This window comes from Burkholderia sp. ZZQ-2 (assembly GCF_050768715.1).
Taxonomy (GTDB): Bacteria; Pseudomonadota; Gammaproteobacteria; order Burkholderiales; family Burkholderiaceae; genus Burkholderia; species Burkholderia cepacia.
This window is the reverse complement of record NZ_LDVA01000089.1, coordinates 1-14,443: the sequence shown is the minus strand read 5'-3', so window position 1 is coordinate 14,443 and position 14,443 is coordinate 1. Positions and strand designations below refer to the sequence as shown.

General features: G+C 67.5%; 14 protein-coding genes, 1 tRNA gene and 1 pseudogene. 14 read left to right on the top strand and 2 right to left on the bottom strand.

Annotated features, from left to right (window positions below; translation table 11 throughout):
- A pseudogene (locus ABY44_RS04115) lies at positions 1-219 on the bottom strand (DNA-processing protein DprA); the annotation flags it as partial.
- Positions 220-290: 71 nt separating this feature from the next.
- Here ABY44_RS04115 and def point away from each other — a divergent pair.
- From def to ABY44_RS04045, 14 genes are all read left to right on the top strand, one after another.
- On the top strand, positions 291-794 hold the full coding sequence (def, locus tag ABY44_RS04110) for a peptide deformylase (RefSeq protein ID WP_011353573.1): 504 nt from the start codon (positions 291-293) through the stop codon (positions 792-794).
- Between the two features lie 34 nt (positions 795-828).
- Positions 829-1,812: a methionyl-tRNA formyltransferase gene (gene fmt / locus ABY44_RS04105; RefSeq protein WP_060174252.1), complete on the top strand. Its 984-nt coding sequence runs from the start codon at positions 829-831 to the stop codon at positions 1,810-1,812.
- A 120-nt stretch (positions 1,813-1,932) separates the two neighbouring features.
- The gene (locus tag ABY44_RS04100; protein ID WP_059700490.1) at positions 1,933-2,568 is read left to right on the top strand and encodes a LysE family translocator; all 636 of its coding nucleotides are present in this window, start codon (positions 1,933-1,935) and stop codon (positions 2,566-2,568) included.
- A gap of 100 nt (positions 2,569-2,668) precedes the next feature.
- Positions 2,669-3,526 (top strand): zinc metalloprotease HtpX, encoded by an 858-nt coding sequence (gene htpX, locus ABY44_RS04095; protein WP_006485774.1) that lies wholly within the window; start codon positions 2,669-2,671, stop codon positions 3,524-3,526.
- Between the two features lie 218 nt (positions 3,527-3,744).
- Positions 3,745-5,136 (top strand): 16S rRNA (cytosine(967)-C(5))-methyltransferase RsmB, encoded by a 1,392-nt coding sequence (gene rsmB / locus ABY44_RS04090; protein WP_027788851.1) that lies wholly within the window; start codon positions 3,745-3,747, stop codon positions 5,134-5,136.
- The gene (locus ABY44_RS04085) at positions 5,133-5,723 is read left to right on the top strand and encodes a DUF4390 domain-containing protein (protein ID WP_027789300.1); all 591 of its coding nucleotides are present in this window, start codon (positions 5,133-5,135) and stop codon (positions 5,721-5,723) included. The genes rsmB and ABY44_RS04085 overlap by 4 nt, the downstream gene beginning before the upstream one ends.
- Positions 5,713-8,127 (top strand): sensor histidine kinase EsaS, encoded by a 2,415-nt coding sequence (esaS, locus tag ABY44_RS04080; RefSeq protein WP_060174251.1) that lies wholly within the window; start codon positions 5,713-5,715, stop codon positions 8,125-8,127. The genes ABY44_RS04085 and esaS overlap by 11 nt, the downstream gene beginning before the upstream one ends.
- Entirely contained in the window at positions 8,128-8,829 is a 702-nt protein-coding gene (esaR, locus tag ABY44_RS04075; protein WP_059700485.1) for a response regulator transcription factor EsaR, read from the top strand.
- Between the two features lie 60 nt (positions 8,830-8,889).
- Positions 8,890-8,965, top strand: a tRNA-Phe gene (locus ABY44_RS04070).
- Between the two features lie 358 nt (positions 8,966-9,323).
- Positions 9,324-10,058: a 7-cyano-7-deazaguanine synthase QueC gene (gene queC, locus ABY44_RS04065; RefSeq protein ID WP_027788853.1), complete on the top strand. Its 735-nt coding sequence runs from the start codon at positions 9,324-9,326 to the stop codon at positions 10,056-10,058.
- A gap of 75 nt (positions 10,059-10,133) precedes the next feature.
- The gene (gene queE, locus ABY44_RS04060) at positions 10,134-10,766 is read left to right on the top strand and encodes a 7-carboxy-7-deazaguanine synthase (RefSeq protein ID WP_021163976.1); all 633 of its coding nucleotides are present in this window, start codon (positions 10,134-10,136) and stop codon (positions 10,764-10,766) included.
- An 18-nt stretch (positions 10,767-10,784) separates the two neighbouring features.
- Positions 10,785-11,237, top strand: a complete 453-nt coding sequence (gene queD / locus ABY44_RS04055; protein ID WP_021163975.1) for a 6-carboxytetrahydropterin synthase QueD — start codon at positions 10,785-10,787, stop codon at positions 11,235-11,237.
- A 302-nt stretch (positions 11,238-11,539) separates the two neighbouring features.
- Positions 11,540-12,325 (top strand): HpcH/HpaI aldolase family protein, encoded by a 786-nt coding sequence (locus ABY44_RS04050; protein WP_021163974.1) that lies wholly within the window; start codon positions 11,540-11,542, stop codon positions 12,323-12,325.
- Positions 12,322-13,116: a tetratricopeptide repeat protein gene (locus ABY44_RS04045; protein WP_060174250.1), complete on the top strand. Its 795-nt coding sequence runs from the start codon at positions 12,322-12,324 to the stop codon at positions 13,114-13,116. Before ABY44_RS04050 ends, ABY44_RS04045 begins: the two co-directional genes overlap by 4 nt.
- Positions 13,117-13,221: 105 nt before the next feature.
- Here the strand turns inward: ABY44_RS04045 and rodA are convergent, their stop codons facing one another.
- Positions 13,222-14,370, bottom strand: a complete 1,149-nt coding sequence (gene rodA, locus ABY44_RS04040; protein WP_027788855.1) for a rod shape-determining protein RodA — start codon at positions 14,368-14,370, stop codon at positions 13,222-13,224.
- Positions 14,371-14,443: the final 73 nt, after the last annotated feature.

Genomic DNA, 14,443 nt, shown 5'->3' with positions numbered 1-14,443 from the left:
CGCATGCGCGAGCTGCAGCCACGCACGCAGCGCGGAGGTGGTCAGCACTTGCGGCGACATGAGACGCTCCTCGAATGCGGCGGCCAGCGGACCGCGTGGCGCCATGATAAAATTTTCATCATCCGAAATACTCGACAGGGCCGCGCGCGCAGGCGCCCGGCCAATTGCAGGAGGCGTGATCCGCGGCATTGATTCGCCGCGCGTCCGCCTCATCTTCATTGCATCCCGGCGGCACCGCCAGCTGGCCGGATGGCCGATGCGGCATGCCGCCCCACCGAATACCGAACGCCATGGCTTTACTCAATATTCTTCATTACCCCGACAAGCGGCTGCACAAGGTCGCAAAGCCCGTCGACAAGGTCGACGACCGGATCCGCAAGCTCGTCGCCGACATGGCCGAAACCATGTACGCAGCGCCCGGCATCGGCCTGGCGGCCACGCAAGTCGACGTGCACGAGCGCGTGATCGTGATCGACGTCTCGGAGGAAAAGAACGAGCTGCGCGCGTTCATCAACCCCGAGATCGTGTGGTCGAGCGACGAGAAGCAGATCTACGAAGAGGGTTGCCTGTCTGTGCCCGGCATCTACGACGAAGTCGAGCGTCCCGATCATGTGCGCGTGCGTGCGCTCAACGAGCAGGGCGAGACCTTCGAGCTCGACTGCGAGGGCCTGCTGGCCGTGTGCGTCCAGCACGAGATGGATCACCTGATGGGGCGCGTGTTCGTCGAATACCTGTCGCCGCTCAAGCAGACGCGCATCAAGACGAAGATGAAGAAACTCGAACGCGCGATGTGACGCGCGTTCGCCCTGCCCGACCCCGAAAGCTGTCATGACCCATACGTTGCGCGTGATTTTTGCCGGCACGCCGGAATTTGCCGCGGCTGCCCTGGCCGCGATCCACGAGGCCGGTTTTCCGGTGCCGCTCGTGCTGACCCAGCCCGATCGCCCTGCCGGGCGCGGGATGAAGCTGCAGGCAAGCGCGGTGAAGCGCTACGCCGTCGAGCACGGGATGCCCGTCGCGCAGCCGCCGTCGCTGCGCCGCGCGGGCAAGTACCCGGCGGAGGCGGCCGACGCGATCGAGCTGCTGCGCTCGACTCCGCATGACGTGATGGTGGTCGCCGCATACGGCCTGCTGCTGCCGCAGGAGGTGCTCGACATTCCGCGCGGCGGCTGCATCAACATTCATGCATCGCTGCTGCCGCGCTGGCGCGGCGCCGCGCCGATCCACCGCGCGATCGAGTCCGGCGACGCCGAGACGGGCGTCACGCTGATGCAGATGGACATCGGCCTCGACACCGGCGCGATGATCGAGGAGGCGCGCATCGCGATCGCGCCGGACGAGACGACCGCGACCCTGCACGACCGGCTCGCTGCCGAAGGTGCGCGACTGATCGTCGACGCGCTCGTGCAGCTCGAGCGCGACGGTGTGCTGCCGGCCACGCCGCAACCGGCCGACGGCGTGACTTACGCGGAAAAGATCGGCAAGCACGAAGCGGCGCTCGACTGGCGCAAGCCGGCCGACGTGCTCGCGCGCCAGGTGCGTGCGTTCGATCCGTTCCCGGGCGGCGTCGCGACGCTCGATGGCGCGGCGATCAAGCTGTGGGCGGCCGAGCCCGTGGCGGCGCGCGGCGACGCGCTGCCCGGCACGATCGTCGAAGCCGCGCCGGAAGGCGTGGTCGTCGCGTGCGGCAGCGGTGCGCTGCGCGTCACGCAGTTGCAGAAGCCGGGCGGCAAGCGGCTGCCCGCCCGCGAGTTCCTGGCCGGTTCGCCGCTCGCCGCGGGCCAGCGTTTTGCGCTGACCGACGTTGCCTGAGGCGGCCTGACCGCTATTCGACACGGCCTGCCGGGCGTGCGCAATCGGCCGGACGGCCGAGTCGCGCGGTGCGGCAGGCGCGCGTAGAATTTCCCTGCGCTCTCCGGTTTCGAGGTTTTCATGTTCGGCATCACCCATTTCGGCTTCTTCGTGCTGGCAGTCTTCCTGCTGAACGTCACGCCCGGCCCCGATACGGCTTATATCGTCGGCCGCAGTGTCGCGCAGGGCCGTGGCGCGGGGCTGATGTCGGCGTTGGGCATTTCGGCCGGCTGCTGCGTGCACGCGCTCGCCTGCGCATTCGGCCTGACCGCGCTGCTCGCGGCATCGGCTGCCGCGTTCACGGTGATCAAGCTGGTTGGCGCCGCCTACCTGATCTACCTTGGCGTGCGGATGATCATCGCGAAGCAGGCGGGCGAGCCGTCGGGCAAGGCGGCCGCGCAAGCCGCGAAGCCGCTGCGCCAACTGTTCATGCAGGGTTTCTGGACTAACGTGCTGAACCCGAAGGTGGTGCTGTTCTTCGTGTCGTTCTTCCCGCAATTCGTGTCGGCCGACAGCCCGCACAAGGCATTGGCGTTCCTGACCCTCGGCGGCGTGTTCGTCGCGATGAGCACGGTGTGGACCAGCCTCGTCGCCTGGGTCGCGGGCAGTGTCACGGCGCGCTTTTCCGGCAAGCCGGGTGTCAGGAAGTGGCTCGACCGCACGGTCGGCAGCGCTTTCGTCGGCCTCGGCCTTCGTCTTGCGGCATCGCAACGCTGAGATTGAATTTTTCCGGCAAGACCTTATCTAACAAATCGCTTACAATTTTCCGCCGTGCCTTGTGATGTGCGGCGGGTCCCCTGACGGATAAGGAGTGGGTATGTTCAATTGGGTCAAAACGGCGATGCTGATGGCCGCGATCACGGCCCTGTTCATCGTGATCGGCGGGATGATCGGCGGCTCGCGCGGCATGACGATCGCGCTGCTGTTCGCGCTCGGCATGAATTTCTTCTCGTACTGGTTCTCCGACAAGATGGTGCTGCGCATGTACAACGCGCAGGAAGTCGACGAGAACACGGCGCCGCAGTTCTACCGGATGGTGCGCGAGCTGGCCACGCGCGCGAACTTGCCGATGCCGCGCGTCTACCTGATCAACGAGGATGCGCCGAACGCGTTCGCGACGGGCCGCAACCCCGAGCACGCGGCGGTCGCCGCGACGACGGGCATCCTGCGCGTGCTGTCGGAGCGCGAGATGCGCGGCGTGATGGCGCACGAGCTTGCACACGTGAAGCATCGCGACATCCTGATCTCGACGATTACCGCGACGATGGCGGGCGCGATCTCGGCGCTCGCGAACTTCGCGATGTTCTTCGGCGGGCGCGACGAGAACGGCCGGCCGGCCAACCCGATCGCGGGCATCGCGGTCGCGCTGCTCGCGCCGATCGCCGGCGCGCTGATCCAGATGGCGATCTCGCGGGCCCGCGAGTTCGAGGCCGACCGCGGCGGCGCGCAGATTTCCGGCGATCCGCAGTCGCTCGCGACCGCGCTCGACAAGATCCATCGCTATGCGGCAGGCATTCCGTTCCAGGCGGCGGAAGCGCATCCGGCCACGGCGCAGATGATGATCATGAATCCGCTGCATGGTGGCGGATTGCAGAACCTGTTCTCGACGCACCCGGCCACCGAGGAGCGCATCGCGCGCTTGATGGAGATGGCGCGTACCGGCCGCTTCGATTGAGCCCCGGCACCCCGTGCGGCAGTTGCCGTTCGGGGGCCGCCACGCCACCCCGCACGCTTCGCGCTGCGGGGTTTTCATTTGTGCGTGCCGTAAAGGGGCCAAGGGGGCTGCAACGTCGCACGCTACAATGCCCGGTTTGGGACCGCGGGCCATGCGAGTGCCGCGATCCCGCCGTTTGCCGTATTTGCTTGCCGCGCTTGTTTGCCGAATTTGCTCCGATGACACGAACCCGTTCTACCGCTCCGTCTTCTTCCGGCCGCCCGGCGCGCCTGTCCGCGCTGCATCTCGCGCCCGATTCGCTCGGCTTCGCGCTCGACGCGGCCGCGCAGGCGGTCGATGCGGTACGACGCGGCACCGCGCTGCCGGCGGCACTCTCGGCGGTTTTCGCGCAGATGGCGTCCGGTACGCAGGCCCTTGCGCGCGGGGCGACACAGGACGTCGCCTACCGGACGATGCGCCGTCTCGGCAGTGCGGACTGGCTGATCGGCCGGCTCATCAGCAAGGCGCCGCCCGCGCACGTGCACGCAGTCCTTGCCGGCGCGCTCGCGCTGCTGCTCGATCCGGCGGACGAGGCCGCGTATCCGCCGTTCACGGTGGTCGACCAGGCCGTGACCGTGATCGGCGCCCGCCGCGAATGCGCGTTCGCGAAGGGGATGGTCAACGCGGTGCTGCGCCGTTTCCTGCGCGAGCGCGACGCGCTCGTCGCGGCGCTGCAGGACGATGTCGTCGCGCGCTGGAATTACCGCGCGTGGTGGGTCGATTCGGTGAAGCGCGCATGGCCCGACGCATGGCAGGCGATCCTCGCGGCCGGCGAGCGCCAGGGGCCGCTGACGCTGCGCGTGAATGCGCGCCGCGCGAGCGTCGACGCGTATCTCGATACGCTGCGGGCGAGCGGAATCGAAGCGACCGCGATCGGCAAGCATGCAGTGCGGCTCGCGTCGGCGCTGCCGGTCGATCGCATTCCGGGGTTTGCCGACGGCGTCGTGTCGGTGCAGGATGCCGGTGCGCAACTCGCAGCCGAATGGCTTGGCGCGCGTGACGGCATGCGCGTGCTCGACGCATGCGCGGCGCCCGGCGGCAAGACCGGTCATATTCTCGAACTCGCCGATGCGGAAGTCGTTGCGCTGGAAAGCGACGCCGCGCGCGCGGCGCGGATCGGCGAGAACCTCGTGCGGCTGTCGCTCGCGGCGGACGTGCGCGTCGGCGATGCGGGTGCGCCCGACGCGTGGTACGACGGGCGCCCGTTCGATCGTATCCTGGCCGACGTGCCGTGCTCGGCGTCCGGTATCGTGCGTCGTCACCCGGACATCCGCTGGCTGCGTCGCGAGGCCGACATCCCGGCGCTCGTCACGGAACAGCGTCGCATCCTGTCGGCGTTGTGGCCGCTCGTGAAGCCGGGCGGCGAACTGCTTTACGTGACCTGTTCGGTCTTCCCCGAAGAAGGCGAATTGCAGGCCCGCTGGTTTGAAGCGGCCTGTGAAGATGCGGTACGATTGGACGCCCCCGGCCAACTGCTGCCGGGCGGAGTGCAGGGAGGGGCGGCCGCCGGCGCACTCGACCAGAACACCGATCACGACGGATTTTTCTACGCGCGGTTTCAGAAACGGTGACGATCAAACACCTTTTTCCACTTCGGCTCGCGGCCGTCCTGATGGTCGCGTTGACGCTGTGCCTGGCTGTCGTCCGGCCGGCGCATGCCGAGTCGATCGCCGTGCAGCGCGCGTCGCTCCAGGCCGACGGAAGCGGCTGGAGCCTCGATGCCCGCTTCGATTTCGAGCTGAACCCGAGCCTCGAGGATGCCGTCAACAAAGGCATTCCGGTGTATTTCACGACGGATTTCGAGTTGAGCCGTGCGCGCTGGTACTGGCTCGACGAACAGCCGGTATCGGTGTCGCAGACGATCCGCCTGTCGTTCCAGCCGCTCACGCGCGAGTATCGCGTGTCGACCGGCGGCCTGCAGCTCGGTTTCCCGTCGCTGAAGGATGCGCTCGCGGTCATCAGGCACATCACGTCGTGGCACGTGATCGACCGCAGCCAGGTGCGCTCGGGCGAAACCTACACGGCATCGGTGCGGATGCAGCTCGATACGGCGCTGATGCCGAAGCCGTTCCAGGTCGATGCGGTGAACAACCGCGACTGGACGCTCGGGTCGGACTGGAAGCGCTTCACTTTCACGGTGACCGAACGTGCTAAATAAAGTGCGCCGCGCGGCCAGCGGGAAGAGCCTCCTCGTTCGCGTGATCGTCTCGACCGTCGCGCTCACCGCACTGCTGCTGCTCGTGCTGCTCGCGGCCGCGAGCGCGAACACCGAATTCTTCGATCGCTACTACTCGTGGCTGTACGCGACGAACATCGTCGTCGCACTCGTGTTCCTGCTCGTGGTGCTCGGGCTGATCGGGATGATCGTCGTGCGCCTGAGGAAGGGCAAGTTCGGCACGCGGCTGCTCGCGAAGCTCGCGGTGTTCTTCGCGCTCGTCGGCGTGGTGCCAGGCGGGATCATCTACATCGTGTCGTACCAGTTCGTGTCGCGCAGCATCGAGTCGTGGTTCGACGTGAACGTCGAGACGGCGCTGACGGCCGGCCTGAATCTCGGCCGCGGGATGCTCGATGCGTCGCTGTCCGATCTGCAGACGAAGGCGCGGCTGATGTCCGACCAGCTCGCGAGCGCCGACGCGAACACGAACGGCACGACGCTCACGCTGCTGCGGCTGCGCGACCAGTTCGGCGTGCAGGACGCGACGATCGTCGAGCCGAGCCGCGGCGGCTCCGGCGCGGCACCCGACCTGCATATCGTCGCGCAGGCGTCGGGCAATTTCGCGGCGCTGATTCCGGACGACCTGCCGACGCCGCTGATGCTGAGCCAGGCGCGCGAACACGGCGCGTACGCGGCGATCGAGGGCGAAGTCGACGGCGACCCGCGCGCGCACGGCGCGAAGGGCGCGCTGCGGCTGCGCGTCGTGCGGCCGATTCCCGATGCGTCGACATCGCTGCTGCAGCCGGCGGAGCGCTTCCTGCAACTCACCCAGCCGGTGCCGCCCACCCTTGCCCACAACGCGGATGCCGTGCAGCGCGCGTATCGCGAGTACCAGGAAAAGGCGCTCGGCCGCACGGGGTTGCGCAAGATGTACATCGGCACGCTGACGCTCGCGCTGTTCCTCGCGACGTTCATCGCGATGATGCTCGCGCTCGCGCTCGGCCAGCAGCTCGCGCGGCCGCTGTTCCTGCTCGCACAGGGCACGAAGGAGATCACGGAAGGCGACTACACGCCGAAGCGCGAGATCAAGACGCGCGACGAGCTCGGCTTCCTCACGCAGTCGTTCAACGCGATGACGCGCCAGTTGTCCGAGGCGCGGCTCGCGGTCGAGAAGAACCGCGTCGCGCTCGAGCATTCGAAGACGTATCTCGAGAGCATCCTCGCGAACCTGACGGCCGGCGTGTTCGTGCTCGACCGCCAGTTCCGGCTGACGACGGCCAATCGCGGCGCCGAGCGGATCTTCCGGCAGCCGTTCAACGCGCTGATCGGCACGACGCTCGACCGGATCGGCGTGGCCGCCGGGTTCGGCGCGATGGTGCGCAAGGCGTTTGCCGATCGCGAGGCGGCATCCGACGGCGGCAGCGGCGATCGCGGCCATTGGCAGCAGCAGTTCGCGATCGAGGTGCCGGGCGAAGCCGATCCGCTGACGCTGCTCGTGCGCGGCACGCGCCTCGTATCGACGATCGAGGGGCAGGCCGACGATCCGCAGACGTCCGGTTACGTCGTCGTGTTCGACGACATTTCCGACGTGATTTCCGCGCAGCGTTCGGTTGCGTGGGGCGAGGTCGCGCGCCGGCTCGCGCACGAGATCAAGAATCCGCTGACGCCAATCCAGCTGTCGGCGGAGCGGTTGCAGATGAAGCTGTCCGACAAGCTCGCGCCGCCCGACGCCGATGTGCTCAAGCGCGGCGCGACGATGATCGTCAACCAGGTGGCCGCGATGAAGCGGATGGTCGACGATTTCCGCGAATACGCGCGCACGCCGCCGGCGGTGCTCGCGAACCTGCAGTTGAACGAACTGGCGAGCGAGGTGCTCGGGCTGTACGGGGTGGGCGAAGGCAAGAGCGCGATCGTCGCCGAGCTCGCGCCGTCGCTGCCGGTGATTCGCGGCGACGCGACGCAATTGCGCCAGGTGATTCACAACCTGCTGCAGAATGCGCAGGATTCGGTCGCGGAGACAGCGCATCCGCGTGTGTTGATCGAAACCAAGACAGTAGAATATGGCGATCCCGACGCCGAGGGCAAAACACGCGTCGCGGTACGTCTTACCGTGTCCGACAACGGGCCCGGTTTTCCGGCGCGCATCCTGACCCGCGCGTTCGAGCCTTATGTGACGACGAAGGCGAAGGGCACGGGGCTGGGGTTGGCCACGGTCAAGAAAATCGTCGATGAGCACGGTGCGCGGATCGATCTGCGCAATCGCATGCACGGCGAGACCGTCGAGGGTGCGCAGGTGTCGATTCTGTTCCTGCAGATGGCGAGCGATGCGCCAGGCGCCGAATCGGGCGTGCAGGACGGGACGGCTCCCGCCAAGACAAAAGCAAGTGAGCAGACAAAGGCAGCGTAAATGGCAACCATCCTGGTGGTAGATGATGAAATGGGCATCCGGGAATTGCTCTCGGAGATCCTCAGCGATGAAGGACATGTCGTCGAGGCAGCGGAGAACGCGCAGGCCGCGCGGGAATACCGGTTGAATCAGGCGCCCGATCTCGTGCTGCTCGATATCTGGATGCCCGATACCGACGGCGTGACGTTGCTCAAGGAGTGGGCGGCGCAGGGGCTGCTGACGATGCCCGTGATCATGATGTCCGGGCACGCGACGATCGATACGGCCGTCGAGGCGACGAAGATCGGCGCGCTCGATTTCCTCGAGAAGCCCATCGCGCTGCAGAAGCTGCTGAAGTCCGTCGAGCACGGCCTCGCACGCGGTGCGGCGCCGGTGTCCGCGAACGCGGCGGCGAAGGCCGGTGCGGGGCAGCCGGCGGGCCCGGCGGCGGTCGCATCCGCGGCCGCGCTGCCGACGCTCGGCGACGACATGGCTTCGGCGCTCGGCCTCGCGGGCCAGACGGCCGCGATCCCGTTCGACATTCCGTTGCGTGAAGCGCGCGATGCGTTCGAGCGTGCGTACTTCGAATATCACCTCGCGCGCGAAAACGGCAGCATGACGCGCGTCGCGGAGAAGACAGGCCTCGAGCGCACGCACCTGTATCGCAAGCTCAAGCAGCTCGGTGTCGAGCTCGGCAAGAAACCGTCCGAAGGCGCCGTATAAAATATTTTGCGAAAACACTTGCTCAGGTACGAATAGCTCGATATACTTTCATTCTTCGTTGGCCCGGTAGCTCAGTTGGTAGAGCAGCGGATTGAAAATCCGCGTGTCGATGGTTCGATTCCGTCCCAGGCCACCAGAATTAAAACCCCAAGAATCGGAAGGTTCTTGGGGTTTTTCGTTTGTGGTGGGGTTGGCGTGATGAGGCCCGCGGGCCCGCGGGCCCGGCAGTATTCGAGATGGCATGATAAAATCCGTGTCCGCTCAATAACTTAGCGCATCGCTTCATGCGCACGGCAGGCTGCCAGCGTGGCGCCGCCGTGGCGCGCGGCAACGATGCCGCGCGATGGGCGGTATAAGCGCTCCGCCGCGTTCGCGGCCGATTGCGCTGCCTATACTGGTCGAGCCGGCCCAGGCCGGCACGCGTCGGGCCGCCCGGCGGCAGCCGGCCCCGGGGCGCAGCGCGACGCGAGCCTACACATTCACGGAGTATCACGGTGATTCGGACAGACGCTAAAGACGGCGCGCTCGTGTTGTTTTCCGGCGGGCAGGACTCGGCCACGTGCGTGGCCTGGGCTCTGGAACGCTACCAGACGGTCGAGACGCTCGGCTTCGATTACGGCCAGCGCCACCGCGTCGAGCTCGAGTGTCGCGAAGGCGTGCGCGAAGCACTGAAGCGCGATTTTTCCGCATGGTCGGACCGGCTCGGCGACGATCACATGATCGACCTGTCGGTGCTCGGCGCGATCAGCGATACCGCGATGACGCGCACGATCGAGATCGAGACGGCGGCGAACGGCTTGCCGAACACGTTCGTGCCGGGCCGCAACCTGATGTTCATGACGATCGCCGCGGCGATCGCCTATCGCCGCGGGCTGCGTGTGCTGGTCGGCGGAATGTGCGAGACCGATTTCTCGGGCTACCCCGACTGCCGCGACGACACGATGAAGGCGCTGCAGGTCGCGCTGAACCTCGGGATGGACACGCGCATCGTGCTCGAGACGCCGCTGATGTGGCTCGACAAGGCGCAGACGTGGCAGCTCGCCGAGCAGCTCGGCGGCGAAGCGCTCGTCGAACTGATCCGCGTCGAGACGCACACGTGCTACGTGGGCGAGCGCGCGGAATTGCACGAATGGGGCTTCGGCTGCGGCGAATGCCCCGCCTGCAAGCTGCGCAAGCGCGGCTACGAGGCTTACCTGAAGGGCGAGCGGGTGACCGAAGCGCCGCTGTGACGCGGGTGCGCCGGCAGCGCTGAATGAATAACGGATTCTGATCGACAACGAGCGGCGCGAGCCGGACGAAGCACGATGACTTACGCGGTCAAGGAAATTTTCTACACGTTGCAGGGCGAGGGCGCGAACGCGGGCCGGCCGGCCGTGTTCTGCCGGTTCGCCGGCTGCAACCTGTGGTCGGGCCGCGAAGAGGATCGTGCGGAGGCCGTGTGCCGCTTCTGCGATACCGACTTCGTCGGCACCGACGGCGAGAACGGCGGCAAGTTCAAGGACGCCGAAGCGCTCGTCGCGACGATCGCCGGCCTGTGGCCGGAGGGCGAGGCGCACCGCTTCGTCGTCTGCACGGGCGGCGAGCCGATGCTGCAACTCGACCAGCCGCTCGTCGACGCATTGCACGCGGCCGGCTTCGAGATCGCGATCGAGACCAACGGTTCGCTGCCGGTGCTCGAATCGATCGACTGGATCTGCGTGAGCCCGAAGGCCGACGCGCCGCTCGTCGTCACGAAGGGCAACGAACTGAAGGTCGTGATCCCGCAGGACAACCAGCGGCTGGCCGACTACGCGAAGCTCGACTTCGAGTATTTCCTCGTCCAGCCGATGGACGGCCCGTCGCGCGACCTCAATACGAAGCTCGCGATCGACTGGTGCAAGCGTCATCCGCAGTGGCGGCTGTCGATGCAGACCCACAAATATCTGAACATTCCCTGAGCCACGGCTTTTGACATCGTGCTGATTACCCGAAAACTCGAATTCGACGCGGGCCACCGCATTCCCGATCACCGCAGCCAGTGCCGGAACCTGCATGGTCATCGCTACGTGCTCGAAGTCACGCTGCGCGGCGATCTCGTCGATACCGAGGGGGCGCCCGACCGCGGCATGGTGATGGATTTCGCCGACGTGAAGGCGCTCGCGATGGAGCACCTGGTCGGCAAGTGGGACCACGCGTTCCTGGTCTACGCCCGCGACGAGGTCGTGCGCTCGTTCCTCGAGCAGATGGCCGACCACAAGACGGTCGTGATCGACCGGATCCCGACCGTCGAGAACCTCGCGGCGATCGCGTTCGACATCCTCGCGAACGTGTACGACGCGCACTATGGCGTGAACCTGCGGCTCGAGCGCGTGCGCCTGTACGAAACGCCGAACTGCTGGGCCGACGTCGAGCGCCAGCCCGGCCGCTGATCCCGCCTTCCCGGCAGCCCCGCCAGCCGGCGCGGGCTGCCTGACGCCGCACCCCGCGGCTTCGTCCCGCCCCCGTCCGTTCCCACATTCCGCGTAACGCCGCGCTATGATCGTTGCGTGGCGCCGGAAAACGCGGCCGTGCGCGATCGCGCGGCCGGCGCTGTCAGATCGGCCGTCCACGGCCGACCAACGATCCAGGGCCCGGTCCTGGCGCCGCCGTGCTTCGCTGCCCGGCGTGTCGCGCTCCGCTTTGCCCGTTGCTTGTCCCGTTCGATTGCCGTTCCGTCCAGGAGGCCGTATCGATGAGCACGCTCACCAATTCCCTCAAACAACGCCTGCATGACGGCGACGACCCGTTGTACGGCCTGTGGCTGTCGCTCGGCAGCGACTCGGCCGCGGAAGCGCTCGCGCATGCCGGCTACGACTGGCTCTGCATCGACATGGAGCACGCGCCGAACGACAGCCGCGATGTTGCATCGCAGTTGCGCGCGATCGCGGCCGCCCATCTGCCGAGCGAACCCGTCGTGCGCGTGCCGGCGCGCGAGCCGTGGCTCGTGAAGCGCGCGCTCGATGCCGGCGCGCGCACGCTGATGTTTCCATGCATCGAGACGGTCGACGACGCCGCGCACGCGGTGCGGCTGACGCGCTATCCGTCGCCCGAATCGCCGGACGGGCTGCGCGGTGTCGCGGGCATGGTGCGCGCGGCAGCGTTCGGGATGCGCCGAGATTACGTGCAGACGGCGAACGCGCAGGTCGCGGTGATCGTGCAGATCGAATCGGCGCGCGGCGTCGACGAAGTCGAGCGGATTGCGGCGCTGCCCGGCGTCGACTGCCTGTTCGTCGGTCCGGCCGATCTCGCGGCGAGCCTCGGGCATCTCGGCGACATCCGCCATCCGGACGTCGAAACCGCGATGGCGCGCGTGCTCGCGGCCGGCCGGCAGGCCGGCGTCGCGGTCGGCATCTTCGCGGGCGATACGGCGGCCGCGCGCCAGTATCGCGAGGCCGGCTACCGGATGATCACGCTGTCGGCCGACGTCAGCTGGCTGTTGCGCGCCACGCGGCAGGCGCTGCAGGAGGTACGGTCATGAACGATGGCGACGGCGCGTGCCGTGGGCGCGTGCAGGGTGGGGCCGGGGCGCGCAGGCGGATCGGCGCGATGCTCGGCCTGTGGTGCGTGTGTGGCGTCTATGGCGTGTGTATTGCAGCGGGCGCACCGGGCGCGCCGCAAGCGAAGCCCGATCCATCGCGCGAGACGCAGTCGGCGGTCGCCGACTACAACGCCGGCGACTATCGCGCGGCGCTGGTGCAGTTCCACGACGCGGCCGAGCGCGGCGACCGTCTCGCGCAATTCAACTACGCGATGATGCTGCTGACCGGCGAAGGCGTGACGGCGAACGTCGACGAAGGGCTGCGCTGGCTGAAGCGCGCGGCCGACGCGAACATGTCGCATGCGCAGTACGTGTACGGGCGCATGCTCGACGACGGCGAGTTCGTCGCGCGCAATCCGGCCGAAGCGCATCGCTGGTTCCTGCGGGCGGCGAAGCAGGGGCACGTGCAGGCCGCGCTGTCGCTCGCGAACCAGTTCCTCGACGGGCGCGGCACGCCGCGCGACAACCGGCAGGCATTCGCGTGGTACAAGCAGGCCGCCGATGCAGGCGAGCCGACCGCGCAGTACGTGACCGCGTCGTTCTACGAGCGCGGGGGCGACGGTGTCGCGCAGAACCTGAACATCGCGCGGGCGTATTACGCGGCGGCGGCCGCGCAGGGCGACGAGACGGCCGGGCTGAAATTCAAGGAGCTGAGTGCGCGGCTGAAGGTGCAGGGGCCGGCGTCGGGTGCCGGCGCGGAGCCGGGCGGGACGCACGCGCCGGCGCCGTGAACGGAGGTCGCGCCACGCCGCGCCGCGCGGCCGCGTTCGGCAAGGACGGTCGAAAAAAAACGGCGCCGCGGCGCCGTCTTTCTTTCTGCGATGCGTACCGCGCGGTCAGCTCTTCATCAACCGCCGCTGCCGCCCGACGCTCATGATCATCCCGATCGCGATGCCGAGCGTCGTGAGCGCCGTGCCGCCATAACTCATGAACGGCAGCGGCACGCCGACGACCGGCAGCACGCCGCTCACCATCCCGATGTTGACGAACGCATAGACGAAGAACGCGAGCGTGAGCGAGCCTGCGAGCAGGCGGCCGAACAGCGTCGCGCCCTGCGCGGCGATATAGAGCCCGCGTGCGATCAGCGCCATGTAAAGCGTCAGCAGCACGAGCCCGCCGACGAGCCCCCATTCCTCGGAGAACACCGCGAAGATGAAGTCGGTGTGCTTCTCCGGAATGAACTCGAGGTGCGCCTGCGTGCCTTTCAGGTAGCCCTTGCCGAGCACGCCGCCCGAGCCGATCGCGATCACGGCCTGGATCGTGTGGAAGCCCTTGCCGAGCGGGTCGGAAGTCGGGTCGAGCAGCGTGCACACGCGGTGCTTCTGGTAGTCGTGCATCAGCGGCCACTGCACTTCGGGCTGGCAGATGCGATCTTCGAACACGGCGATCGAGCCGACCGCGATCACGCCCGCGACGAGCACCGGCACGATCAGCTTGAACGACAGGCCGGCGAGGTAGATCACGAAGAAGCCGGCCGCGAACACGAGCAGGCCCGTGCCGAGGTCGGGCTGCTTGGCGATCAGCCCGACCGGCACCATCAGGATCCCGAACGCGGCGATGAAGTCGTACCAGCGCAGCCCGCCTTCGCGGCGCTGGTAGTACCACGCGAGCATCAGGGGGGTCGCGATCTTGAGGATCTCCGACGGCTGGATCACGACGCCGACGTTCAGCCAGCGCTTCGCGCCTTTCTTGGTCATCCCGAACAGCGCGACCGCGACCAATAGCGTGACCCCGAACGTGTAGAGCGGGACCGCGAAGCGCATCAGCGTCGTCGGCGGGATGTTGGCGATCACCCACATCAGCACGAACGTCAGCAGGATGTTGCGCAACTGGTCCTCGACGCGGCCCGGCATGTCGATCGCCGCGCTGTACAGCGTGACGATGCCGACGCACAGCAGCAGGAACACGATGAGGGCGAGCGGGCGGTCGAAGCCCGCGAACATCTGCTTGATCTTGTCGAGCCAGGCGCGCTTGTCGAATTGCATGCCTTTCTCCGTTAATGAGCGGTGCCGGCGTCCGCCGCCTTCGCGGAGGCCGTCGCACGGTGGTTGTCGTCGC

Excerpts from the sequence above, each read along its gene's own strand:
- def (WP_011353573.1), top strand. The coding sequence starts at position 291 with ATGGCTTTACTCAATATTCTTCATTACCCCGACAAGCGGCTGCACAAG.
- fmt (WP_060174252.1), top strand. The coding sequence starts at position 829 with ATGACCCATACGTTGCGCGTGATTTTTGCCGGCACGCCGGAATTTGCC.
- ABY44_RS04100 (WP_059700490.1), top strand. The coding sequence starts at position 1,933 with ATGTTCGGCATCACCCATTTCGGCTTCTTCGTGCTGGCAGTCTTCCTG.
- htpX (WP_006485774.1), top strand. The coding sequence starts at position 2,669 with ATGTTCAATTGGGTCAAAACGGCGATGCTGATGGCCGCGATCACGGCC.
- rsmB (WP_027788851.1), top strand. The coding sequence starts at position 3,745 with ATGACACGAACCCGTTCTACCGCTCCGTCTTCTTCCGGCCGCCCGGCG.
- esaR (WP_059700485.1), top strand. The coding sequence starts at position 8,128 with ATGGCAACCATCCTGGTGGTAGATGATGAAATGGGCATCCGGGAATTG.
- queE (WP_021163976.1), top strand. The coding sequence starts at position 10,134 with ATGACTTACGCGGTCAAGGAAATTTTCTACACGTTGCAGGGCGAGGGC.
- ABY44_RS04050 (WP_021163974.1), top strand. The coding sequence starts at position 11,540 with ATGAGCACGCTCACCAATTCCCTCAAACAACGCCTGCATGACGGCGAC.
- ABY44_RS04045 (WP_060174250.1), top strand. The coding sequence starts at position 12,322 with ATGAACGATGGCGACGGCGCGTGCCGTGGGCGCGTGCAGGGTGGGGCC.
- rodA (WP_027788855.1), bottom strand. The coding sequence starts at position 14,370 with ATGCAATTCGACAAGCGCGCCTGGCTCGACAAGATCAAGCAGATGTTC.